Origin of the sequence: Pseudomonas sp. TSRC2-2 (assembly GCF_049897785.1) — a bacterium.
In the GTDB taxonomy this organism is placed as follows: Bacteria; Pseudomonadota; Gammaproteobacteria; order Pseudomonadales; family Pseudomonadaceae; genus Aquipseudomonas.
On sequence record NZ_JAFCWZ010000014.1, the window covers coordinates 1 to 23314 of the forward strand.

Genomic DNA, 23314 nt, shown 5'->3' on the forward strand with positions numbered 1-23314 from the left:
ACGCCGTCGAGCACCGCATCGGTGAGCGTCAGCAGTTCTTCGCCGGTGACCATCGACACCGGACAGCCGTTTTTGCAAGTTTTGGGTACGCAGTCGGCGGGGTCGCCGTTGGGGTTTTTCGACTGGTCGGGGACGTCGTCGTGGGGCTCGTGACGCTCAAGGCGCGCCTTGCTTTGGGATTTTTCCCGCGCGAGTGACGCCGGATTCGGCACGCTCAACACCACCGCGTCTGCCTGGCGAATGTTCAGCGGAATCGAAGGTGTCGGCTTCAGCGCAACTTCGCGGGCATGCAACATAAGCGGCTTCAACGTACTCGCGTGCTGCTTGAGTTCCGGCGTTGAAGTGAGTTCAGCCAGTCGCAAGGCTGACGCGGCCAGCCACTCCCGCGCCCGTGGCGACTTGATCTTCGCCAGCACCTTGCTGCTCAGGCGCAGCGATACGCCGGCACCGCCTGCCACGCGCATCAACAGAAAACTGATGAGCAACTCGGTGCGAACTTCGGCCACCACCTCGGCGAGGTATTGCGGCGGCAGCATTTTCAGCCAACTGGTGAACGCGGCCAGATGAATGAACAACAACGGCTCGTCGCTGAGCATCAACAAGGCGTTGGCAATCGCCTCGTTTGAAGCCGCAAGCAGCGCCTCAAGTTCGACCTCGCTCAGATATTCGAGAAGTTTTTCGCTGTGCTCCTGCAGATCGGCGAGGAGAGCAAACAGTTGCTGGATGTCGTCCCAAACCCGTTCAGGGCTTTTTCCAGACCGCGCCAGTCGGCCCGTTGCAACTGCCCGTAACGATCAAGAAAACCGGCGCTGGAAAACTCCGTCCACTGCGGCTCAAAGCCTGTCCACTCGGCGCGCAGCCAGGTTTCCAGGCCGGCGATGACGCTTTCATAAGAGGCATATAGCGCGCGCACATGGGCGCTGGAAACATCGGGAAAGAAGGTGATGCGATAGCGCTGGCCCCGTTCGCAGTCGGTCACTTGCAGAATTCCGCTCGGGCCGATCGTATGGCGCAGTGGTTCGCCCAAGGTCAGTACGCCGTCGACGTCGCTCAGCACCGGTTCGAGGGTCACGGGGGTGTTGCCGATTGGCACGAAGCGCGCAGCTTCGAACAGATGCACCAGCGTCAGCGGACCGTTGGCCTGACACATGACCACCGATGTACTGACAGGTGCGCGCGAGTTGATCGGCGCGCTTAGTTGCACGTCATTGCCAACCTTGAACACCTGCTCGATGTCCAGCGCCGTCCCGGTCCAGAATTGCTCGGCCCAGACGTCGTAGTTGTTCAGGCAAAGGCGGAACTCATCAATCAGCGCTTCAAAATCTGGCTGCTTGGGATTCAGAGCGGCCACTACCAGCAGTCCGATGCTGTTGTTCAGGGCCAATAGCCGATCGGGTTGAAACATTCGCAGTCGCTCGCGCATATGAAAAAACGGAGCGCGGACTTTGAGGGGGATCAAAGAAGAAAGAAGTCGGGGAAATAGGCGCTGTCTGTAGGAGGTTTCGCTAAATGCGCGAGAGGGGTCAGGCGCGTCGATCGGATTGCCCGTTGCTCAATGTCCATCGGCCTCGCTATGCTGCTGAACCCATTAATCAGATCCGCGCTGCGGCACGTTGCCTGTCGCCCGGGATGTCTTTGTTAACGGATCCGATGATGAATGCACCGCTGAAGACGTTCGGCCCGATCAAGGCCGTGATTTTCGATATGGACGGTTTGCTGCTCGACACTGAGGGCATTTACACCGAGGTCACCTCGCTGATTGCCGGGCGCTACGGGAAAACCTTCGACTGGAGCGTCAAGCAGAACATCATTGGTCGCGGTGCCAATGACCTGGCCAATTACGTGGTGCAGGCGCTGAAGTTACCGATCAGCCCGGAAGAGTTCCTTGAGATTCGCGAACCGCTGATGCGTGAGCGGTTCCCCAAGGCGCAGGCGATGCCGGGTGCCGAAGCGCTGGTGCGGCATCTCAAGGCGCATGAGATTCCGATTGCGGTCGGCACCAGCTCGTCGCGCCAGTCGTTCGGGCAGAAAACCACGTTGCACCGTGACTGGTTCGCGCTGTTCGACTTTATCGTCACGGCAGATGATCCGGAAGTTGGCGCGGCCAAACCGGCACCGGATATCTTCCTTACAGCGGCCCGACGTCTGGGCGTCGCGCCCAAGGATTGTCTGGTGTTTGAGGATTCGCCGTTTGGCGTCACTGCGGCGAAAGCCGCAGGCATGACGGCAATCGCCATTCCTGACGCGGCGATGGCCGATGAAAAATATGCCCACGCTGACGGCATTATCCGCTCGCTGAAAGACTTCAGGCCGAGCGTTTTTGGCCTGCCGACGCTGGAATTTACTTGAGCGCTAAATCGCAAAGGCCGCCCTTGCTATAAAGAAGGGCGGCGTTTTTTTGCAGGTCTGTCAGGCGCCGAAACCACCATCGATGGTCAGGCTGGCACCGGTGATGTAACCGGCTTCCGGCCCGGCCAGGTAGGCGACGAAACTGGCGATTTCATCGGCGGTGCCGTAACGACCCACGGCCATCAACGGGATAAGGCTGTCGGCGAAGTCGCCGTGGGCCGGGTTCATATCGGTGTCGACCGGGCCAGGTTGCACGTTGTTGATGGTGATGCCCCGTGGGCCGAGGTCGCGGGCCAGACCCTTGGTCAGGCCGACCAGCGCTGATTTGCTCATCGCGTAGACGCCGCCACCGCCGAAGGGCATGCGGTCGGCGTTGGTGCTGCCGATGTTGATGATCCGCGACCCTTCACCCATGTGCTTCGCCGCTTCCTGCGAGGCGATGAACACGCTGCGCACGTTGATGGCCAGGGTCTGATCGAAGTCTTCCAGTTTGAAATCCTCCAGCGGCGCGATGGCCAGCACGCCGGCGTTATTCACCAGAATATCCAGACGCCCGAATGCTTCGACGGTGGCGCTGACTGCTTGGCGAATGGCACCCGCATCGGCGCTGTCGGCCTTGATGGCCAAGGCTTTGCCACCGTTGCCAGTGATGCTGTTCTGCAATTCTTCAGCCTTGGCGGCGGAGCTGACGTAGGTGAAAGCGACGGCGGCGCCTTCAGCGGCCAGACGTTTGACGATAGCCGCGCCGATGCCGCGCGAACCGCCTTGAATCAGAGCGACTTTGCCGCTGAGGTGTTGAGTGGTCATGTTCGATCTCCAAATGTTCAAGGCGAAATGCCTTGCTGTTGGTGCCGAGTATCGGCGTCGTATCGACCACCGTGTAGACCCTGATTGCTATAGTCTGTGTAAACCAGAAGTTTATAGTGGCGATCATGGAAACGTTCAGCAGTATCGAATGCTTTGTGCGCAGCGCCGAAGTCGGCAGCTTTGCCGAGGCCGCACGGCGCTTGAGTCTGACCCCGGCGGCGGTTGGCAAAAGCGTGGCGAAGCTGGAAGCGCGGCTCGGCGTGCGGCTGTTCCAGCGTAGTACACGCCGGCTGACGCTGACCGAAGCGGGCCAGTTGTTTTTAAGTGAGGTCAGCGCCAGCCTGACCACCATCCAGAATGCCGTGGCCAATCTGGCCAGTGCCGGAGGGCAGCCGGCCGGCACGCTGAAGGTCAGCATGGGCACGGTGTTCGGCAGTCTGTATATCGTGCCGCTGCTGGGTGAGTTCTTGCGGCGTTATCCGGCAATCAACCCGGACTGGCATTTCGATAACCGGCAGGTCGACCTGATCGGGCAGGGTTTCGATGCCGCGATTGGCGGCGGCTTTGAACTGCCACAAGGTGTGGTTGCGCGCAGACTGACGCCGGCGCATCGGGTATTGGTGGCATCGCAGGATTACTTGCACAAGCATGCGCCGATCAGCCACCCCGATGACCTCAAGCTGCACGACGGCATTTTGATTCGCTCGCCGCAGACTGGACGTGTGCGTTCGTGGCAACTGACTCACCGCGATCAGCAACACAGCCCGCTGATGCTGCGAGCGCGGATGACCCTGAGCGATTCCGAGGCGGCTTGTGCAACGGCGGCGCAAGGGTTGGGCATTGCGCTGGTGAGCATGCCGTTTGCGGTGGGTTATTTGGAGGCGGGAACGTTGCAGCGGGTGCTGCCGGACTGGTTTGTCGATGACGGCAACATTTCGATCTATTACGCCGAGCACAAATTGTTGCCCGGCAAGACGCGGGCGTTTGTGGATTTTGTGATTGAGCAGTTTGCTGAGCAAGGGCTTGGGCGCCGCTTTAGTGCCGTCTGATTGATAGTCGAGACCGAGTTGCGACCATCGCGGGCTTGCCCGCGATGAGCGATAACCTGGTCTATCGAGCAAAGCGCTGCGCCCAGCCAATGATGTTCTTCGGCCGTGGCGTTGCATACGTGCGCACCTTGGACGTCGACAACTTCAAGCGCACCAGTGATTCGGCAATCGTCACCGCCGCCGTCACGCCATCCACCACCGGCACACCCGTGCGTCGGCGAATCTGCTCGTCCAGCCCGGCCATGCCGCCGCAGCCCAGGCAAATCACCTCGGCCTTGTCCTGGATCACAGCCAGTTCGGCCTGATGCACGATCGCCTCCAGCGCGCGCTGCGGTTCATGTTCCAGTTCCAGAACCGCCAGACCACTGGCGCGCACCGAGGCACAGCGATCCCACAGACCCGATAGTTTCAGCCGATCCTCGATCAGCGGCACGGTGCGATCCAGCGTGGTCACCACCGAGTAGGCATGGCCGAGAAACATGGCGGTGCTGGCCGCCGCGTCAGTGATGTCCACCACCGGCACGTTGAGCAGTTCCTGTAACCCTTCACGACCATGCTCGCCGTAACCGGCCTGGATTACCGCGTCGAACGGTTGATCGTAAGCCATCACCCGGTCCATCACGGCGATGGCGGCGAGGTAGCTTTCGAAATTGCCTTCAATCGATTCGGCGCCGAAGTACGGCGTCAGGCCGACGATTTCCGTACCGGGCGAAGCGACGGTCTGCGCCGAGCGGGCGATGGCGTCGGTGATGGATTCGGTGGTGTTGACGTTGACCACGAGAATACGCATGGAAAATCCTTATTGCGGGCAGTGGTGCGGCCCGAAACCGGGCCGCGAAGGGATTAATGGCTGACGTTGTCCACAGCGATGCATTCGCCGCTGACTTCAGCGTAATGCGCTTGGCGTTTGGCGATGATCAGGTAAAGCATGCCGGCGATACCGGCGCCGATCAGCCAGGAGAACGGCGAAACGCTGTGGAAACCGGGCACCAGCGCCAGGACGATCGCGATCAGCGCTGCAGGAATAAACGCCGCCACGGCGCGGAAATTGATACCGCAGCTGTAGTAGTAGGCGCCGTTGGGGTCTTCGCTGTAGAGCTGCGGCACGTTGATCCGGCCTTTGCGGATCAGCCAGTAGTCGACCATGATCACCCCGTACAGTGGGCCGAGCAGGGCGCCGAGTCCTGAGAGGAAGTACACGATCACCAGCGGACTGTTGTAGAGATTCCACGGCAGGATCAGCACAGCGATGGTCGCGCTGATCAGCCCGGCGCGGCGGAACGTCAGGTATTTCGGCGCCAGGTTGCTCAGCACGAAGGCCGGGGCGACGAAGTTGGCCATGATGTTCACCGCGACGGTGACGATCAGAAAGGCCAGGCAGCCGAGCACCAGAAAGAAGGTGTTGGGGATAGAGGCGATGATCTCGGTCGGGCTTTCGATGATTCGCCCGTTGATCTGAAACTGCGCGCCGCAGAGCAGCACGGTAATCGCGGCGAATACCAGAATATTCACCGGCAAGCCCCAGAAGTTTCCCACCTTGATGGTCTTGCGGCACGGCGAAGAACGAGCGAAGTCGCAGAAGTTGAGAATCAGCGTGCCGTAAATTGCCAGCCATAACGCGCCGCCGGCAAAAATATTGCGCCACATCTCGGCGCCGGTCAGCGGCTCGCGGATCGACCAGGCGATGGTCGCGTTGGCCTGGAAATACATCCACCCGGCGAGGGCGGCGACGGTCAGCAGAATCACCGGCCCGGCAAATGCCTCGTAACGGCGCACCATTTCCATGCCGTAGGCGAGGATCGCCAGTTGCACCAGCCAGATCGCCACGAAGCACACCCAGCCCAGGCTCGACAGGCCCAGAATCGAGTTGTGATCGTAATCGGCGAAGCCGGGATGCACAGCGGTGAGCAAGACGCGCAATACCACCGAGGCGAGGTACGTCTGAATACCGAACCAGGCGATGGCGATAACCGCCCTGATCAATGCAGGAATTTGCGCACCGTGGATGCCGAAACTGATCCGGCTGATCACCGGAAACGGCACCCCTGTTTTCTGCCCCATGTACCCGGACAGGTTCATGAAGAAATACACCAGTGCTGCGCCAATCCCCAGCGACAACAGTATCTGCCAGCCGCCCAGGCCCAATGCATACAGGCCGATGGCGAACGAGTAGTTGGCGATGTTGTGCACGTCATTCGTCCACAGGGCGAAGATGCTGTACTGACCCCAGCGCCGGCCCTCGGCTTTGGTTGGCGCCAGATCGCTGTTGTGCAGACGCGGGCTCAGTTGCAGCGGCTCGCTCAGTCCGGCATCGGGCAACGGTTGATCAAGCGTGGAGGAGGGCAGATTCAGCGTGATGTTATTCGAAAGACTTGTACGCATTCCGGCAGGCTCCTGACGTTCAACGCCGCGATGACTGTGCATGAGCACTCAGGCTCGACAAATCTTCGTCGCGGCGGTGAAGACATCACTGGTTACGGGGCATCTGCAGCCTGTACGGGATAGGGCGCTTCAGGCTTGCGGATCGAAAGTGTGCATGTTTTGCATTTTTGTATACAAAACATGTATGCGATAAAGCCAGATCTATGCCAGTTGCCGGTCTATCAGCAGCCTGGCTCATTTCGAATAGTTATCGATGTGCCATAAGTGGCTGAAAAACTGGCGATATAAATTGATCAGTCGGACAGGAATATTTTTATCGAGGAGATTTTGCGCAGTTGCGAGCCGTAGGCGACTCTGGAGGGGAATGTAACTTTTCAGGGCGTAAAAACGTAAATGCACACATAAATGGCACCAATGGTGACATTCCTGTGTACACATTGATGGGCCGGGCAGATGCCCCCTGTGGGAGCAAGTTTGCTCCCACAGGTATTTACATCACCCGTAAATCAAGCCTTGCTCTTGCTGATGATGTTTCCGGCATGCAGCCCGCATTCTTTCTGCGTGGCTTCTTCCCACCACCAGCGACCTTCGCGCTCGTGCTGGTTCGGCAGCACCGGGCGGGTGCAGGGTTCGCAGCCGATGCTGATGAAACCGCGCTCGTGCAGGCTGTTGTACGGCAACTCAAGCATGCGGATGTAACCCCAGATCTCTTCGCTGGTCATCTGCGCCAACGGGTTGAACTTGTACAGGGTGCGTTCCGGGGTCGAGAAGGCGGTGTCGATTTCCAGCACCGCTACCGCGCTGCGGGTACCCGGGCTCTGGTCGCGGCGCTGGCCGGTGGCCCAGGCTTTGACGCCGGCGAGTTTGCGCCGCAGCGGTTCGATCTTGCGGATGCCACAGCATTCGCCGTGGCCGTCGCGGTAGAAGCTGAACAGGCCTTTTTCCTTGACGAACGGTTCAAGTTTCGCGTGGTCCGGCGAGACAATTTCGATGTCGATCTTGTAATGCTCGCGTACCTGCTCGATGAAGCGATAGGTTTCCGGGTGCAGGCGGCCGGTATCGAGACTGAATACTTTGACGTTCTTGTTGAGCTTCCAGGCCATGTCCACCAGCACCACATCCTCGGCGCCGCTGAAAGATATCCACAGCTCATCGCCGAACTCGGCGAAGGCGAGTTTGAGAATGTCTTGCGCGGATTTGTTGGCATAGGTCGTGGCGAGTTCCACGACATCGAACGTTGGGCTCATCAGGCGGCTTCCTACAGGTCAGTGGCGCTCGGGCGCTCTATAGGGAGCCGATGGTAACAAAAAGCTGCCACGCTCGGGGCGCCCTCTGCGTTGCGCACCTCAGATGCAGACGCTAGAGTTCGGCCTCGCTCGACTCAATAATCACTACAAACGGGAGTGTCTTGTGGAAATTGCTTGCCTGGATCTTGAAGGGGTGCTGGTACCGGAAATCTGGATCGCCTTCGCCGAAAAAACCGGAATCGACTCCCTCAAGGCCACCACCCGGGACATTCCCGATTACGACGTCTTGATGAAGCAGCGTCTGCGCATCCTCGATGAGCACGGCCTCAAGCTTTCGGACATTCAGGAAGTGATCGCCACGCTGAAACCGCTGGATGGCGCGGTCGAGTTCGTCAACTGGCTGCGCGAGCGCTTTCAGGTAGTGATTCTCTCGGACACCTTTTATGAATTTTCGCAGCCGCTGATGCGCCAGCTGGGCTTTCCGACGCTGCTTTGTCATCGCTTGATTACTGACGAGAGCGGGCGCGTGACCAGCTATCAGTTGCGTCAAAAAGACCCGAAGCGCCAGTCGGTGCTGGCGTTCAAGAGCCTGTATTACCGGGTGATTGCGGCGGGGGATTCGTACAACGACACGAGCATGTTGGGTGAGGCGGATGCCGGGATTCTGTTCCATGCGCCGGACAATGTGATTCGCGAGTTTCCGCAGTTCCCGGCGGTGCACACCTTTGCCGAGCTGAAGCAGGAATTTCTCAAAGCCTCAAACCGCGATCTCAGCCTGTAAGCCTGGCTACCTGATGATCGTTCCCACGCTCTGCGTGGGAATGCCTCAACGGACGCTCCGCGTTCGGCTTTGGATGGGACGCGGAGCGTCCCGGGCTGCATTCCTTTGCTGCGCGTGGGAACGATCATTCCTCAGAGGTTTTGCAGGGTTTCGAGGAGGATTCTGACTTTGGTCATCGATTCCTGATACTCCGCCTGCCAGTCCGAATCGGCGACGATCCCGCCGCCGCCCCAGCAGCACACCTGTCCATCCTTGACCAACAGACTGCGAATGGCGATGGAACTGTCCATCTCACCGCGCACGTCCAGGTACAGCAACGATCCGCAATACAAACCGCGCCGGGTCGGCTCCAGCTCATCAATGATCTGCATCGCCCGGATTTTCGGTGCGCCAGTAATCGAGCCTCCGGGGAAACTGCCGGCGATCAGGTCCAGCGCATCACGATCCGGCGCCAGTTCTCCGGTCACGCTGCTGACCAGGTGATGAACATTCGGATAACTCTCCAGACTGAACAATTCCGGCACCCGCACCGAGCCGATGCGGCAGGTGCGCCCGAGGTCGTTGCGCAGCAGGTCAACGATCATCAGGTTTTCCGCACGGTCCTTGGGGCTGGCCAGCAGTTCGGCGGCGTTGGCAGCGTCCTCGGCTGGGGTGACGCCACGGGGGCGGGTGCCCTTGATCGGACGGGTTTCGACCTGACGCTGGCTGACTTTGACGAAACGTTCCGGCGACAGGCTCAACACCGCGCCGCCGTCGGGCAGGCTCTGGAAACCGGAGAACGGCGTCGGGCAGGCCTCGCGCAATTCGCAGTAAGCCAGCCACGGATCGCCCTGGCATTCAGCACGAAAGCGTTGCGCGAAATTGACCTGATAACAGTCGCCGGCCTGGATGTATTCCTGAATGCGTTCGAAGGCCTGACGATAATCGTCGGCCGAGAGATCAGCGGCCATCGGGGCGTTCAGTTTGAAGGACGCCAGCGCGGCAATTTGAGGCTGAGTGAACAGCGCGACCAGTCGCTGCCGTTCACTGTCAGCAAGCGAAGGATGAAAGACCAATTGGCTGGTTTGCGCGTGGTGATCGCTGATCAGCGCCCAGTCGTACAGGCCAAAACGCGCATCGGGCAGTTGCAGATCATCCCGCGCCTGACTCGGCAGATGTTCCAGATGCCGGCCGAAGTCGTAGCTCAAATAGCCGATCAGTCCGCCGGCGAAGGGTAATTCGTATTCGACCGGCAACTGCGCTTCGCCCAAGCGGCTGAGGTTGTCGCGCAGGCGCTGCAGGAAATGCGCACCGCTTTCGTCCGGCAACACCGCCAGTTGTTCCAGCGGCCAGGCGCTGAGCAAGTCATAACGGCCGCGTTCGGCGCTCGGCTGGCCACTGTCGAGCAGCACGGCTCCCGGGGCATTGCGAATGGCCGCGAAATAGACGGCGGGATTGGCGCGGTAGGGCAGAGGGTGTACGGAGCAGGTCAACATGGGCGGGGCAGATCGGCCGTTGAGGCGGGGTGGGGATTGTAGTCCTCTGCGGGACTTGCTCCTAGAGGCTATGTCGGGGATTGGCAGATTGGCGGCAGGGTTGAGGCTTGTGTTGGCAGGAAGTCCGCCTTCGCGAGCAAGCCCGCTCCCACAGGGAAGTGCATTCCAAAGTGGGAGCGGGCTTGCTCGCGAACGCCGCGACTCGGTTTCGGATCAGCCCTCGACCGCAGGAATATGCCCAAACATTTCCTGGGTAAACGCCACCCGCTCTTCAACCGATTCCTTAACGCCCCGCGCCTTCAGCTCTTCCAGCCGCGCTTCAACCGCATGGGTACGCAAGGTCAGGCCGCAATCGTTGGCGATCTGGATATTCAGCCCCGGCCGCGCATTGAGCTCGAGAATCAGCGGGCCTTTTTCCTGGTCGAGCACCATGTCCACGCCGATATAACCCAGCCCGCACAGCTCATAGCAGCCAGCGGCAAGTTTCATGAAACCGTCCCAGTAGGGCAGTTGCACGCCATCCACGGCGTTGGTGGTGTCGGGGTGTTTGGTGATGATGTTGTTCAGCCAGGTGCCGCGCAGGGTCAGGCCTGTGGCCAGATCGACACCGACACCGATGGCGCCCTGGTGCAGGTTGGCCTTGCCGCCGGACTGGCGTGTCGGCAGCCGCAGCATTGCCATCACCGGGTAACCCATCAGCACGATGATGCGGATGTCCGGCACGCCCTCGTAGCTGATGCTCTTGAAGATCTGGTCCGGGGTCACGCGGTATTCGATCAGTGCGCGGTCACGGTGGCCGCCCAGCGAGTACAGGCCGGTGAGGATGCTCGAGATGTGATGCTCGAGCTCTTCATGGGCGACGATCTTGCCCGACACCGTGCGATAGCGACCCTCGAAGCGGTCGGCGATGACGATGATGCCGTCACCGCCGGCGCCCTGCGCCGGTTTGATCACAAAATCGTTGCGCCCTCCGATGATCTCGTCGAGCTTGTCGATTTCCTTCTCGGTCGAGATCACCCCGTACAGCTCTGGCACGTGGATGCCGGCGGCGATGGCGCGTTCCTTGGTGAGGATCTTGTCATCGACGATCGGGTACAGGCTGCGCTTGTTGTACTTGAGCACGTAGTCCGCGTTGCGGCGGTTGATGCCCATGATGCCGCGCGCCTCCAGGGCCTTCCAGGTCTTCCAGAAACCGAACATCAGGCGTCAGCCTTCTTCAGGAAAGCCTTGAAACGCACCAGCTCGGTCAGGCGGTAGCCGCGATAGCGACCCATTGCCAGCATGAAGCCGACCAGAATCAGCAGGATTGCCGGGAAGGTGAAGACGAAGTACACCAGCTCTGGCACGGTCATGATCAGGTGCGCCAGGGAGGCGGCGAACAGGGTACCGATCGCGACTTTAAGCGCGTGGTTGGCGCCGCGCTCTTCCCAGGTGATCGACAGGCGTTCGATGGTCATGGTCAGAATCACCATCGGGAACAGCGCCACCGAAAGACCACGCTCAAGGCCAAGCTTGTGGCTGAACAGACTGATCGCCGCGATCAACACCACGACAAACGTCAGCACCACCGAAAGACGCGGCAGCATCTGCAATTTCAGATGTTCGAGATACGAGCGCAGTGACAGCCCCAGTGCGGTAATCACGGTAAACAGCAGAATGCCGAAGCCCAACTGCGTTTCGCGGAAGGCGAGGGCAATCAGCACCGGAGTGAACGTGCCCAGCGTCTGCAGGCCGATCAGGTTGCGCAGGATCAGGATCACCAGCACGCCGATCGGGATCATCACCATGATCATGAAGGTCTGCTGGGTCTGCAGCGGCAGGCCGTACAGCGAGTAATCGAGGAAGTTGGCATCAGTGTTTTCGTCGGTCAGCTTGGCCAGACGAATTGCGTTCATCTCGCTGTTGTTCAGGCTGAAAGTCACATTGGCTTTCTTGCCGCCGTCGACGGTGATCAGGTTTTCGTCGCCGGTCCACCACAGCAGGCGGTCGGTCGGCAGGCCTTGTTCACCGGTTTCCGGATTGAAATACAGCCAGTCGTTGCCGTTGAAACTGCGCAGCCACAGCTCGGGTGTCTGTGGCTGATCGGCGACGAGGCGGATGGTGTGGACTTTTTCTACCGGCACGTGGGCGATGGACAGCAGCAATTCGACGATCTTGGCTTTGTGCGCAGTCGACGGGTCGCCGGCCAGCAGCAATTTCACGTTGTCGTCGTTGAGGTTGTTGACCCGTTTGATCGCCTCGCCAATAAAGGTTTCGACGTCAGCCGAGTGTTGGCGGATCGGCGCGAGCAGGGCTTCGGCGGCGATCTTCTCCGGGCCTTCGATGACCATGCTGTCGCGGAAGGTCGGGCCTTTGACCTTGGATTTTTCTGCGGTGTAGCGCTTGGTCAGCACCAGACGGTAATACAACGTCTGGTTGCCCTTGGCGCGGCGGGCCGACCAGGTCACCTTGCGGTTGCCGTCGACGCGATTGACCGCGACGCCATAGTTATTGGAGATAAAGCTTTCGTTGAGGCTGACGTAATCGCGGCTCAATGGCGGCACGAACATCTGGATCTTCACCGGATCCTTGGTGCTGGCGACGAATTCGACTTTGGCGTCGATGTTCCAGAGGTCGTCGGTGGCGTCTTCGGTCACCGGAATGCCGAGCACGAAAATCTGATAGGCCGTAACCGAAACGCCCAGCAGCACCAGCACGGCGATCAGGATTTTCAGGTGGAAGGTTAGAGAACGCATGGAAATTACCCGGCGGTATGAGCGGCGATGGTGCAGGCAGGTTTGCCGGCAGCGTATTTAAGACTGGGGTCGACCAGCGCGTCGAAGCGTTTCAACGCCTCGGAGCCGATCAAAAGCGGGTATTGGAACGCACTTCGGTCGGTGAGGTTCACTTCGATGCTGCGCAATGCCGAACCCATGCAGATATCCAGCTCGATCACCGGACGGGCGGTGTACTGCTTGCCTTCTTCCGGGTCGTAGTCGCCGGCGCGGCGCTTGATCTTGCTGACCCGCGCCAGCGGCCGTTCGATGGGGTGCGAATGCGCGGCGTCGATCGCCAGGTAGAAACGTACCCAGGACTCACCGTTGCGTTTGAAGCGTTTGATGTCGCGAGCGCTCAGCGAGGCGGTCTTCGCCCCGGTGTCCAGTTTGGCCGCGACTTCGAGATTGATGCCGTCAAGCGAAGCGTATTCGTTGAGGCCGTACACGGTTTTTTCCCCCGCGGCGGCGAGGCCGGGCAGGCAAAACAGAGCAAAAAAGGTGGGGAAAGGCTTGAGTCTCATAAATCCTGGTGCGCAGCGTTCCGTTATCGGTTCAGGTGCCCGCACAACCGTGCGCAAGCCCCCGCGTGTGCTTATCAGCTTTTTATGGCAAGCCGTACAAAGACCCGCAAATGCGGGCGGCATTCTAGCACGGTGGTTTTATGGCGCCAGCGCTTGGGGCGGCCAGCAAAAAGCAAGAGATCGCAGCCTTCGGCAGCTCCTGCAAGGGATTTGCATACCTCCTGTAGGAGCTGTCGGAGGCTCGGGCCGCGATCGGACGATCTTTTTTAGGTTATTAGACGATTGTCGACAATACCTATTTATCCTTTGACTGATGCGGTCTTATTGGCTAGTTTTTGCGGCATTGGATTTGAAGGTGTCGACAATCATGCTGGATCAGCTCGATTCCCCGGTCATCAGCGGCGACGATTCCGAGACGCTGTCGGAAAATGTCTTCCGGCGCATCCAGGCCGCTATCGTCAAAGGCGAGATAGCCCCGGGCAGCAAGATCTCCGAGCCGGAACTGGCGCGTACCTATGGCATCAGCCGCGGTCCGCTGCGAGAGGCGATCCATCGTCTGGAAGGCCAGCGCCTGCTGGTGCGTGTGCCGCATGTCGGAGCGCGGGTGGTGTCGCTCAGCCATGCCGAATTGATCGAACTCTACGAAATCCGTGAATCCCTTGAAGGCATGGCCTGCCGCCTCGCCGCCGAGCGCATGAGCGTCGCGGAGATCGACGAGTTGCGCCGGGTCCTGGAAACCCATGAGCGCGATGCGGCGTTTCAGGCCGGCGTCGGTTACTACCAGCAGGAAGGCGATTTCGACTTCCACTACCGAATCATCCAGGGCAGCGGCAATCGCACACTGACGCAGATGCTCTGCGGCGAGCTCTATCAGCTGGTGCGCATGTATCGCATCCAGTTTTCCACTACGCCCAATCGCCCGCACCAGGCCTTTGCCGAACACCACCGCATTCTCGATGCCATCGCCGACCGTGACGGCGAGCTCGCAGAACTGTTGATGCGCCGCCACATCGGCGCCTCGAAACGCAACATCGCCCGTCACTACGAGGACGGCGCCCACAACCAGACAGCCACTGAACGAGGTGATGCATGACTTCCAACCTGAACACGCCGGGCCAGCGCTTCCGCGATGCGGTCGCCAGCGAGCATCCTTTGCAAGTGGTCGGCGCGATCAACGCCAACCACGCGCTGCTGGCCAAGCGCGCCGGTTTCAAGGCGATCTACCTGTCCGGTGGCGGCGTGGCCGCAGGCTCGCTCGGCGTGCCGGACCTGGGGATCACCGGTCTGGATGACGTGCTGACCGATGTGCGCCGCATCACCGACGTCTGCGATCTGCCGCTGCTGGTCGATGTGGATACCGGTTTCGGTTCCTCGGCGTTCAACGTCGCGCGCACTGTCAAATCGATGATCAAGTTCGGCGCGGCGGCGATTCACATCGAGGATCAGGTCGGCGCCAAGCGCTGCGGCCATCGCCCCAATAAAGAAATCGTCAGCCAGCAGGAAATGGTCGATCGCATCAAAGCCGCCGTCGATGCACGCACCGACGACAGCTTCGTGATCATGGCGCGCACCGATGCGCTGGCAGTCGAAGGGCTGGAATCGGCGCTGGATCGCGCCGCCGCGTGCATCGAGGCCGGTGCCGACATGATTTTCCCCGAAGCCATTACCGAGCTGGACATGTACAAGCTGTTCGCCAACCGCGTGAAAGCGCCGATCCTGGCCAATATCACCGAATTCGGCGCAACGCCGCTGTACACCACCGAGCAACTGGCCGCTGCCGACGTGTCGCTGGTGCTGTACCCGTTGTCGGCGTTCCGCGCGATGAACAAGGCTGCGGAAAACGTCTACACCGCGATCCGCCGCGACGGCACGCAACAGAATGTCATCGACACCATGCAGACTCGCATGGAGCTCTACGATCGTATCGACTACCACACGTTCGAGCAGAAGCTCGACGCGTTGTTTGCTGCGAAAAAATGAAGATCAAGAGATCGCAGCCTGCGGCAGCTTCTACATGAACCGCATTCCCCTGTAGGAGCTGACGAGTGCAACGAGGCTGCGATCTTTTTGCCGCACTCCCTAACAAATTCAAGATTGGAGGCAACAATGGCCGAAGCAAAAGTACTCAGTGGCGCCGGGCTCCGGGGTCAGGTCGCCGGGCAAACCGCACTGTCCACCGTGGGCCAGGCCGGTGCCGGGCTGACCTATCGCGGCTACGACGTGCGTGAACTGGCCGCCGACGCGCAATTTGAAGAAGTCGCCTATCTGCTGCTGTACGGCGAACTGCCGACCCAGGCGCAGCTCACCGATTACCAGCAAAAATTGAGCAAGCTGCGCGATCTGCCGCAAGCGCTCAAGGAGGTGCTGGAGCGCATTCCCGCCGACGCTCATCCGATGGACGTGATGCGCACCGGTTGCTCGTTCCTCGGCAACATCGAGCCGGAAAAAGACTTCTCCGAGCAGCGTGACAAGACCGATCGTCTGCTCGCCGCGTTCCCGGCCATCATGTGCTACTGGTATCGCTTCAGCCACGACGGCAAACGCATCGACTGCGTCAGCGACGAACCGACCATTGGCGGCCACTTCCTGCATTTGCTGCACGGCAAGAAACCGAGCGAGCTGCACGTCAAAGTCATGAACGTGTCGCTGATCCTTTACGCCGAACACGAATTCAATGCCTCGACGTTCACGGCACGCGTTTGTGCCTCGACTCTGTCCGATTTGTACTCCTGCGTAACGGCGGCGATCGGTTCGCTGCGCGGTCCGTTGCACGGCGGCGCCAACGAAGCGGCGATGGAAATGATCGAGCGCTTTTCATCGCCGGAAGAGGCGGTCAAAGGCACCCTCGGCATGCTCGAGCGCAAGGACAAGATCATGGGCTTCGGCCACGCGATCTATAAGGACAGCGACCCGCGCAACGAGGTGATCAAGGGCTGGTCGAAAAAACTCGCTGACGAGGTCGGCGACACGGTGCTGTTCCCGGTTTCCGAGGCCATCGACAAGACCATGTGGGAGCAGAAGAAGCTGTTCCCCAACGCCGACTTCTACCATGCCTCGGCGTATCACTTCATGGGCATCCCGACCAAGCTGTTCACGCCGATCTTCGTCTGCTCGCGCCTGACCGGCTGGGCCGCGCACGTGTTCGAACAACGCGCCAACAACCGCATCATCCGCCCAAGCGCCGAGTACACCGGCGTCGAACAGCGCAAGTTCGTGCCAATCGAACGTCGCTGAAATGGTGACGCTGCCACCCAGGTAACTGGATAAACCGGAAACCCATGTGGGAGCGGGCTTGCTCGCGAAAGCGGTGTATCAGTCGACACATTCGTTGAATGACCTCCGCATTCGGGAGCAAGCCCCCTCCCACAGTTGACCGAGTTGAATTCACTACCGGTGTCCCGCCCGCCCTTTGTAACCACCGTGACCCGAGTCCTGACCCGATGAACACAGAATTGCGCAAGAACCTGCCCGGCACGCCGCTGGACTATTTCGACACCCGCGCGGCGGTCGAGGCGATTGCGCCCGGCAGCTACGACACCCTGCCGTATACCTCCCGCGTGCTGGCGGAAAACCTCGTGCGGCGCTGCGACCCGGCCACGCTGACCGATTCGCTCAAGCAACTGATCGAACGCAAGCGCGATCTGGATTTCCCGTGGTTCCCGGCGCGGGTGGTTTGCCATGACATCCTCGGCCAGACCGCGCTGGTCGACCTCGCCGGCCTGCGTGACGCCATCGCTTTGCAGGGCGGCGACCCGGCGCAGGTCAACCCGGTAGTGCCGACGCAACTGATCGTGGACCACTCGCTGGCCGTCGAGGCGGGCGGTTTCGATGCTCAGGCGTTCGAAAAGAACCGCGCCATCGAAGACCGCCGCAACGAAGACCGTTTCCACTTCATCAACTGGACCAAAAAGGCCTTCAAGAACGTCGACGTAATCCCGCCGGGCAACGGCATCATGCACCAGATCAACCTGGAGAAAATGTCGCCGGTGATTCAGGTGCGCGAAGGCGTGGCCTTCCCCGACACCTGCGTTGGCACCGACAGCCACACCCCGCACGTCGATGCGCTAGGCGTGATCGCCATCGGCGTCGGCGGCCTCGAAGCCGAGAGCGTGATGCTTGGCCGCGCGTCCTGGATGCGCCTGCCGGAAAGCGTCGGCGTCGAACTGACCGGCAAGCTGCAACCGGGCATCACCGCCACCGACATGGTCCTGGCGCTGACCGAATACCTGCGCAAGCAGAAAGTTGTTGGCGCCTGGCTGGAGTTCTTCGGCGAAGGCGCCGCGGCGCTGACCCTCGGCGACCGTGCGACCATCTCCAACATGGCTCCGGAGTACGGGGCTACGGCGGCGATGTTCTACATCGATCAGCAGACCATCGATTACCTGAAACTGACCGGTCGTGAAGATCAGCAGGTTCAATTGGTCGAGCAGTACGCCAAGCTCACCGGCCTGTGGGCCGACAGCCTGAAAGGTGCGCAATACGAGCGCGGCCTGACTTTCGACCTGTCTTCGGTGGTGCGCAACATGGCCGGCCCGAGCAATCCGCACGCCCGCGTTGCGGTATCGGATCTGGCCGCCAAAGGCATTTCCGGGCAGTGGGATGACGTGCCGGGGCAAATGCCCGACGGCGCGGTGATCATTGCCGCCATCACCAGTTGCACCAACACCAGCAACCCGCGCAACGTCATCGCCGCAGGCCTCTTGGCGCGCAATGCCAACAAGCTTGGCCTGACGCGCAAGCCGTGGGTGAAATCGTCGCTGGCGCCGGGCTCGAAAACCGTGGCGCTGTACCTCGACGAAGCGGGGCTGACCACTGAATTGGAGCAGCTCGGCTTTGGCGTTGTGGCGTTCGCTTGCACCACTTGCAACGGCATGTCCGGCGCCCTCGACCCGGTCATCCAGCAAGAGATCATCGACCGCGATTTGTATGCGACCGCCGTGCTTTCCGGCAACCGCAACTTCGACGGCCGCATCCACCCGTACGCCAAGCAAGCATTCCTCGCGTCGCCGCCGCTGGTGGTCGCTTATGCCATCGCCGGGACCATCCGTTTCGATATCGAGAAAGACGTGCTGGGCGTGGTCGATGGCAAGGAAATCCGCCTGAAAGATATCTGGCCGAGCGACGAAGAAATCGATGCGGTGGTGAAGTCTTCGGTCAAGCCTGAGCAGTTCCGTCAAGTCTACATCCCGATGTTTGCCGTCCACGAAGACACCGGCCCGAAAGTCGCGCCGCTGTACGAATGGCGCGAGATGAGCACCTACATCCGCCGTCCGCCGTACTGGGAAGGTGCGCTGGCTGGCGCGCGTCCGCTTAAAGGCATGCGCCCGCTGGCGGTGCTGCCGGACAACATCACCACCGATCACCTGACGCCGTCGAACGCGATCATGCTCGACAGCGCCGCCGGCGAATACCTGGCGAAAATGGGCCTGCCGGAAGAGGACTTCAACTCCTACGCCACCCACCGTGGCGACCACCTGACCGCGCAGCGCGCAACGTTTGCCAACCCGAAACTGTTCAATGAAATGGTCGTGGAAAACGGCCAGGTCAAACAGGGTTCGCTGGCCCGCGTCGAGCCGGAAGGCAAAGTGATGCGCATGTGGGAGGCCATCGAAACCTATATGGAACGCAAGCAGCCGCTGATCATCATTGCCGGCGCCGATTACGGTCAGGGTTCGTCCCGCGACTGGGCGGCGAAAGGCGTGCGTCTGGCCGGTGTCGAGGCGATTGCTGCCGAAGGGTTTGAGCGTATTCACCGCACCAACCTGGTAGGCATGGGCGTGTTGCCGCTGGAGTTCAAACCCGGCACCAACCGCCACACACTGGCCATTGATGGCAGCGAAACCTATGACGTGATCGGCGAGCGCAAACCGCGCGCGGACCTGACGCTAGTGATCAACCGCAAGAATGGAGAGCGTATCGAAGTGCCGGTGACCTGTCGTCTCGATACCGCTGAAGAAGTGTCGATCTACGAAGCCGGCGGCGTATTGCAGCGCTTCGCTCAGGACTTCCTTGAAGGGTCGGCGGTGGCTGTTTAAATCGGTTCAGCGGCCAGAGATGAGTTTTTGGCCGCTTTGAAGGAGCAATCATGGCTCACGCACCACAGATCAAAATCCCTGCCACCTATATGCGCGGCGGCACCAGCAAAGGCGTGTTTTTCAGCCTCACCGACCTGCCCAAAGCAGCGCAGGTGCCTGGCCCCGCTCGCGACGCATTGCTGCTGCGGGTCATCGGCAGCCCCGATCCGTATGACAAGCAAATCGACGGCATGGGGGGCGCGACGTCGAGCACCAGCAAAACCGTGATCCTGTCGAAAAGCACCCGCGCCGATCACGACGTCGATTACCTGTTCGGCCAAGTGTCCATCGACAAGCCGTTCGTCGACTGGAGCGGCAACTGCGGCAACCTCTCGGCGGCGGTCGGTTCGTTCGCCATCAGCAACGGTCTGGTCGATGCCAGCCGCATTCCGAACAACGGCGTGGCGGTGGTGCGCGTGTGGCAGGCCAACATCGGCAAGACCATCATCGCCCATGTGCCGATCACCAACGGCGAAGTGCAGGAAACCGGTGATTTCGAACTCGACGGCGTGACCTTTCCGGCGGCCGAAGTGCAGGTCGAATTCATGGATCCGGCGGCGGAAGAAGAGGGCGGGGGTGGCTCGATGTTCCCTACCGGCAATCTGGTTGATGAGCTGGAAGTACCGGGTGTCGGCACGTTCAAGGCGACCATGATCAATGCCGGGATTCCAACGATTTTCGTCAACGCCCAAGACATCGGTTACACCGGCACCGAACTGCAGGGTGCGATCAATGGCGACCCGAAAGCGCTGCTGATGTTCGAGACGATTCGTGCCTACGGCGCGGTGCGCATGGGCCTGATCGCCAATCTGGAAGATGCTGCCAAGCGTCAGCACACGCCAAAAGTTGCGTTTGTGGCCAAGCCTGCGGATTACGTCGCGTCGAGCGGTAAAGCGATTGCCGCCGGTGATGTGGATCTGCTGGTGCGGGCGTTGTCGATGGGCAAGCTGCACCACGCGATGATGGGCACGGCGGCGGTGGCGATTGGTACGGCAGCGGCGATTTCCGGCACGCTGGTCAATCTTGCTGCGGGTGGCGTCGAGCGCAATGCGGTGCGTTTCGGACATCCGTCGGGGACATTGCGCGTGGGCGCCGAGGCGACGCTGGAGAATGGCGAGTGGGTGGTGAAGAAAGCCATCATGAGCCGCAGTGCACGGGTACTCATGGAAGGTTACGTGCGCGTGCCCGGAGATTCTTTCTGACATTACACAAAACCAGGTAGGAGCTGCCGAAGGCTGCGATCTTTTGATCTTGATCGCGAAAAAACAGAATCAAAAGATCGCAGCCTTCGGCAGCTCCTACAGGAGTGAATCGAACATGAGCGCCAACGTCGACCTGAACAACCGCCCCGATTACGACGCAGTCCTGCAGGACATCGCCGACTACGTCCTGACCTTCAAGCCCGAATCCAGCGAAGCGCTGAACACCGCCCGCAACTGCCTGATGGACACGTTGGGCTGCGGTTTGCTGGCGCTGCGTTTCCCCGAATGTACGAAGCACCTCGGCCCGATCGTCGAGGGCACGGTGGTGCCGTTCGGCGCTCGGGTTCCCGGCACCCCTTATTGCCTCGACCCGGTCAAGGCCGCGTGGGATATCGGCTGCGTCGTCCGCTGGCTCGATTACAACGACACCTGGCTCGCCGCCGAGTGGGGCCACCCGTCGGACAACCTCGGCGCTATCCTCGCCGTGGCCGACCACTTGTCGCAGAAACGCATCGCCAACGGTGAAACGCCGTTGACCCTGCGCGATGTGCTGGAAGCAATGATCATGGCCCATGAGATTCAAGGCGTGATCGCTCTGGAAAACTCCTTCAATCGCGTAGGACTCGATCACGTCATTCTGGTGAAAGTCGCTTCAACTGCCGTCAGCGCCAGATTCATGGGCGCCAACCGCGAGCAGCTGCTGTCGGCGCTGTCCCATGCCTTCGTCGACGGTCAGGCGCTGCGCACCTATCGCCACGCACCTAATGCCGGCTCGCGCAAATCCTGGGCGGCGGGGGATGCGGCGAGTCGTGGCGTGCGTCTGGCCGACATCGCCATGCGCGGTGAGATGGGCATTCCCGGCGTGTTGAGCGCGAAACAGTGGGGCTTTTATGACGTGTCGTTCAGCCACACCAACAACGATCTGGCGCTCAAGCCCGAGGACAAGCGCGCTTTCAGCGTTTCCCGGCCATTGGGCAGTTACGTGATGGAAAACGTGCTATTCAAGATCAGCTTCCCTGCCGAATTCCACGCGCAGACGGCGTGCGAGGCGGCGGTGACCTTGCATCCGCAGGTGCGTAATCGCCTGCATGAAATCGACCGGATCGTCATCACCACCCATGAGTCGGCGATCCGCATCATTTCCAAGGTTGGCCCGCTGGCTAACGCCGCCGACCGCGATCATTGCCTGCAATACATGACGGCTGTGCCGCTGGCGTTCGGCAATCTGGTGGCCGAGCAGTACGAAGACGATTTCCACAAGGCGCATCCGATCATCGACGTGTTGCGCGAGAAAATGGTCATCGTTGAAGAACCGCGTTTCAGCCGCGAATACCTCGAGCCCGATAAACGCTCGATTGCCAATGCCGTGCAGGTGTTTTTCAAGGACGGCAGCAGCACCGAGAACGTCGTGGTGGAGTACCCGATCGGCCATCGCCGTCGCCGCGCCGAAGGCATTCCGTTGCTGGAAGACAAGTTCAAGGCCAACCTGGCCACGCGGTTTGCCGGGCAGCGTTGCGCTGAGATATTCGCGCTCTGTGAGGATCAGGCGCGGCTGGAAGCCACAGCGGTGAATCGATTCATTGATATGTTGGTGATCTGACAGACCGCGTTATCGTTCTTCGCGGGCAAGCCCGCTCCCACAGGGATTTGTGATGAACACAGACATTGTGAACGCCTTCAGAACCTGTGGGAGCGGGCTTGCCCGCGAAGGCGTCAGATCAGCCTACGCCGGACTACTTGAACCGCCGCTCGACGCCTTTTTCCACCAAGATCTTCGCCGAAATCTCTTCCACGGAAAAATGCGTGGAGTTGATGTGCGGGATGTTCTCGCGGCGGAACAGATTTTCCACTTCGCGCACTTCGAACTCGCACTGGGCATAGCTCGAATAGCGGCTGTTGGGCTTGCGCTCGTTGCGGATGGCGGTGAGGCGGTCGGGGTCGATGGTCAGGCCGAACAACTTGTGCTGATGGGCGCGCAGGGCGGTCGGCAGGGTCAGGCGCTCCATGTCGTCTTCGGTCAACGGATAGTTGGCCGCGCGGATGCCGAATTGCATGGCCATGTACAAACACGTCGGCGTTTTGCCGCATCGCGACACGCCGACTAGTATCAGATCGGCTTTGTCGTAATAGTGAGTGCGGGCGCCGTCGTCGTTGTCGAGGGCGAAGTTCACCGCCTCGATGCGCTCCATGTAATTGGAGTTGTGCCCGATCGAATGCGACTTGCCGACGGTGTACGACGAATGCTCGGTCAGCTCCTGTTCGAGCGGGGCGAGGAAGGTCGAGAAAATGTCGATCATGAAACCATTGGACGTTGCGAGAATCTCACGAATGTCCTGATTGACGATGGTGTCGAAGATGATCGGCCGAAAGCCGTCGGTTTCAGCGGCTTTGTTGATTTGTTGTACCATGGCCCGCGCTTTTTCAACGCTGTCGATGTACGGCCGCGTGAACTTGCTGAAGGTAATGTTTTCGAACTGCGCCAACAGGCTTTGACCCAGGGTTTCGGCGGTAATGCCGGTGCCATCGGAGATGAAGAAAGCGGATCGTTTCATTTGCACCTGGGGCCTTAAGTTAATTGACGCTCTTGGATATGATAGGCGCGATTTGTCGGCCGCGATTGGCCCGCATTCTCACTTATTTTCCAGGTCCAGGCCATACAGCCGGCCAAGGC

The 23314-nt window shown here is 60.3% G+C and carries 18 protein-coding genes and 1 pseudogene; 9 read left to right on the top strand and 10 right to left on the bottom strand.

Annotation, left to right across the window (positions count from 1 at the left end):
• Positions 1-1405: pseudogene (locus tag ACP7D9_RS25095) on the bottom strand (type IV secretion protein Rhs); the annotation flags it as partial.
• A 248-nt stretch (positions 1406-1653) separates the two neighbouring features.
• On the opposite strand from ACP7D9_RS25095, the gene ACP7D9_RS25100 reads away from it, so the two are divergent.
• Complete coding sequence (locus tag ACP7D9_RS25100) at positions 1654-2349, top strand: HAD-IA family hydrolase (protein ID WP_426159926.1); 696 nt, start codon at positions 1654-1656, stop codon at positions 2347-2349.
• A 60-nt stretch (positions 2350-2409) separates the two neighbouring features.
• On the opposite strand, the gene ACP7D9_RS25105 is transcribed toward ACP7D9_RS25100, so the two are convergent.
• Positions 2410-3156, bottom strand: a complete 747-nt coding sequence (locus tag ACP7D9_RS25105) for a 3-oxoacyl-ACP reductase family protein (protein WP_333711781.1) — start codon at positions 3154-3156, stop codon at positions 2410-2412.
• A gap of 125 nt (positions 3157-3281) precedes the next feature.
• Here ACP7D9_RS25105 and ACP7D9_RS25110 point away from each other — a divergent pair, with 125 nt between their 5' ends.
• Positions 3282-4205, top strand: a complete 924-nt coding sequence (locus ACP7D9_RS25110; protein WP_426159927.1) for a LysR family transcriptional regulator — start codon at positions 3282-3284, stop codon at positions 4203-4205.
• Between the two features lie 61 nt (positions 4206-4266).
• On the opposite strand, the gene ACP7D9_RS25115 is transcribed toward ACP7D9_RS25110, so the two are convergent.
• The 3 genes from ACP7D9_RS25115 to ACP7D9_RS25125 all read right to left on the bottom strand — a co-directional run bounded on the left by ACP7D9_RS25115 (position 4267) and on the right by ACP7D9_RS25125 (position 7834).
• Positions 4267-4995 carry an aspartate/glutamate racemase family protein gene (locus ACP7D9_RS25115; RefSeq protein ID WP_426159928.1) on the bottom strand — a complete coding sequence of 243 codons (729 nt, stop codon included), beginning with the start codon at positions 4993-4995 and terminating at the stop codon, positions 4267-4269.
• A gap of 53 nt (positions 4996-5048) precedes the next feature.
• Positions 5049-6587, bottom strand: a complete 1539-nt coding sequence (locus ACP7D9_RS25120; RefSeq protein WP_101157286.1) for an NCS1 family nucleobase:cation symporter-1 — start codon at positions 6585-6587, stop codon at positions 5049-5051.
• Positions 6588-7093: 506 nt separating this feature from the next.
• A complete protein-coding gene (locus ACP7D9_RS25125; protein WP_093103105.1) occupies positions 7094-7834 on the bottom strand; it encodes a phosphoadenylyl-sulfate reductase in 741 nt (246 codons plus the stop codon).
• 163 nt (positions 7835-7997) lie between these two features.
• On the opposite strand from ACP7D9_RS25125, the gene thrH reads away from it, so the two are divergent.
• Positions 7998-8615, top strand: coding sequence for a bifunctional phosphoserine phosphatase/homoserine phosphotransferase ThrH (gene thrH, locus ACP7D9_RS25130; protein ID WP_101157288.1), 618 nt, complete (start codon positions 7998-8000; stop codon positions 8613-8615).
• A 131-nt stretch (positions 8616-8746) separates the two neighbouring features.
• Here the strand turns inward: thrH and pabB are convergent, their stop codons facing one another.
• The 4 genes from pabB to ACP7D9_RS25150 form a co-directional block, all read right to left on the bottom strand.
• A complete protein-coding gene (pabB, locus tag ACP7D9_RS25135) occupies positions 8747-10090 on the bottom strand; it encodes an aminodeoxychorismate synthase component I (RefSeq protein WP_426159929.1) in 1344 nt (447 codons plus the stop codon).
• Between the two features lie 213 nt (positions 10091-10303).
• Positions 10304-11290 carry an alpha-L-glutamate ligase-like protein gene (locus ACP7D9_RS25140; RefSeq protein WP_101157291.1) on the bottom strand — a complete coding sequence of 329 codons (987 nt, stop codon included), beginning with the start codon at positions 11288-11290 and terminating at the stop codon, positions 10304-10306.
• Positions 11290-12825 (bottom strand): inactive transglutaminase family protein, encoded by a 1536-nt coding sequence (locus ACP7D9_RS25145; RefSeq protein ID WP_101157293.1) that lies wholly within the window; start codon positions 12823-12825, stop codon positions 11290-11292. The genes ACP7D9_RS25140 and ACP7D9_RS25145 overlap by 1 nt, the downstream gene beginning before the upstream one ends.
• A gap of 5 nt (positions 12826-12830) precedes the next feature.
• A complete protein-coding gene (locus tag ACP7D9_RS25150; RefSeq protein ID WP_101157295.1) occupies positions 12831-13367 on the bottom strand; it encodes an ATP-dependent zinc protease family protein in 537 nt (178 codons plus the stop codon).
• Between the two features lie 367 nt (positions 13368-13734).
• Between ACP7D9_RS25150 and ACP7D9_RS25155 the strand changes: the two genes are divergently transcribed.
• From ACP7D9_RS25155 to prpD, 6 genes are all read left to right on the top strand, one after another.
• Entirely contained in the window at positions 13735-14460 is a 726-nt protein-coding gene (locus ACP7D9_RS25155) for a GntR family transcriptional regulator (RefSeq protein ID WP_101157297.1), read from the top strand.
• On the top strand, positions 14457-15347 hold the full coding sequence (gene prpB / locus ACP7D9_RS25160) for a methylisocitrate lyase (RefSeq protein ID WP_101157299.1): 891 nt from the start codon (positions 14457-14459) through the stop codon (positions 15345-15347). Before ACP7D9_RS25155 ends, prpB begins: the two co-directional genes overlap by 4 nt.
• A 126-nt stretch (positions 15348-15473) precedes the next feature.
• Positions 15474-16601, top strand: a complete 1128-nt coding sequence (prpC, locus tag ACP7D9_RS25165; protein WP_426159930.1) for a bifunctional 2-methylcitrate synthase/citrate synthase — start codon at positions 15474-15476, stop codon at positions 16599-16601.
• Between the two features lie 206 nt (positions 16602-16807).
• Positions 16808-19402 carry a Fe/S-dependent 2-methylisocitrate dehydratase AcnD gene (gene acnD / locus ACP7D9_RS25170; protein ID WP_426159931.1) on the top strand — a complete coding sequence of 865 codons (2595 nt, stop codon included), beginning with the start codon at positions 16808-16810 and terminating at the stop codon, positions 19400-19402.
• A 50-nt stretch (positions 19403-19452) separates the two neighbouring features.
• Positions 19453-20643 (top strand): 2-methylaconitate cis-trans isomerase PrpF, encoded by a 1191-nt coding sequence (gene prpF / locus ACP7D9_RS25175; protein WP_426159932.1) that lies wholly within the window; start codon positions 19453-19455, stop codon positions 20641-20643.
• Between the two features lie 115 nt (positions 20644-20758).
• A complete protein-coding gene (prpD, locus tag ACP7D9_RS25180) occupies positions 20759-22243 on the top strand; it encodes a 2-methylcitrate dehydratase (RefSeq protein ID WP_426159933.1) in 1485 nt (494 codons plus the stop codon).
• A gap of 133 nt (positions 22244-22376) precedes the next feature.
• Here prpD and ppsR read toward each other — a convergent pair whose 3' ends face one another.
• A complete protein-coding gene (gene ppsR / locus ACP7D9_RS25185) occupies positions 22377-23195 on the bottom strand; it encodes a posphoenolpyruvate synthetase regulatory kinase/phosphorylase PpsR (RefSeq protein ID WP_016773826.1) in 819 nt (272 codons plus the stop codon).
• Between the last annotated feature and the right edge of the window lie 119 nt (positions 23196-23314).

Bases quoted from the DNA above. Each gene is read 5' to 3' on its own strand.
- ACP7D9_RS25100 (WP_426159926.1), top strand. From the start codon at position 1,654: ATGAATGCACCGCTGAAGACGTTCGGCCCGATCAAGGCCGTGATTTTC.
- ACP7D9_RS25120 (WP_101157286.1), bottom strand. From the start codon at position 6,587: ATGCGTACAAGTCTTTCGAATAACATCACGCTGAATCTGCCCTCCTCC.
- prpB (WP_101157299.1), top strand. From the start codon at position 14,457: ATGACTTCCAACCTGAACACGCCGGGCCAGCGCTTCCGCGATGCGGTC.
- acnD (WP_426159931.1), top strand. From the start codon at position 16,808: ATGAACACAGAATTGCGCAAGAACCTGCCCGGCACGCCGCTGGACTAT.
- ACP7D9_RS25155 (WP_101157297.1), top strand. From the start codon at position 13,735: ATGCTGGATCAGCTCGATTCCCCGGTCATCAGCGGCGACGATTCCGAG.
- ACP7D9_RS25140 (WP_101157291.1), bottom strand. From the start codon at position 11,290: ATGTTCGGTTTCTGGAAGACCTGGAAGGCCCTGGAGGCGCGCGGCATC.
- ACP7D9_RS25115 (WP_426159928.1), bottom strand. From the start codon at position 4,995: ATGCGTATTCTCGTGGTCAACGTCAACACCACCGAATCCATCACCGAC.
- prpF (WP_426159932.1), top strand. From the start codon at position 19,453: ATGGCTCACGCACCACAGATCAAAATCCCTGCCACCTATATGCGCGGC.
- ppsR (WP_016773826.1), bottom strand. From the start codon at position 23,195: ATGAAACGATCCGCTTTCTTCATCTCCGATGGCACCGGCATTACCGCC.
- ACP7D9_RS25105 (WP_333711781.1), bottom strand. From the start codon at position 3,156: ATGACCACTCAACACCTCAGCGGCAAAGTCGCTCTGATTCAAGGCGGT.
- ACP7D9_RS25145 (WP_101157293.1), bottom strand. From the start codon at position 12,825: ATGCGTTCTCTAACCTTCCACCTGAAAATCCTGATCGCCGTGCTGGTG.
- prpC (WP_426159930.1), top strand. From the start codon at position 15,474: ATGGCCGAAGCAAAAGTACTCAGTGGCGCCGGGCTCCGGGGTCAGGTC.
- ACP7D9_RS25125 (WP_093103105.1), bottom strand. From the start codon at position 7,834: ATGAGCCCAACGTTCGATGTCGTGGAACTCGCCACGACCTATGCCAAC.
- ACP7D9_RS25110 (WP_426159927.1), top strand. From the start codon at position 3,282: ATGGAAACGTTCAGCAGTATCGAATGCTTTGTGCGCAGCGCCGAAGTC.
- pabB (WP_426159929.1), bottom strand. From the start codon at position 10,090: ATGTTGACCTGCTCCGTACACCCTCTGCCCTACCGCGCCAATCCCGCC.
- ACP7D9_RS25150 (WP_101157295.1), bottom strand. From the start codon at position 13,367: ATGAGACTCAAGCCTTTCCCCACCTTTTTTGCTCTGTTTTGCCTGCCC.
- prpD (WP_426159933.1), top strand. From the start codon at position 20,759: ATGAGCGCCAACGTCGACCTGAACAACCGCCCCGATTACGACGCAGTC.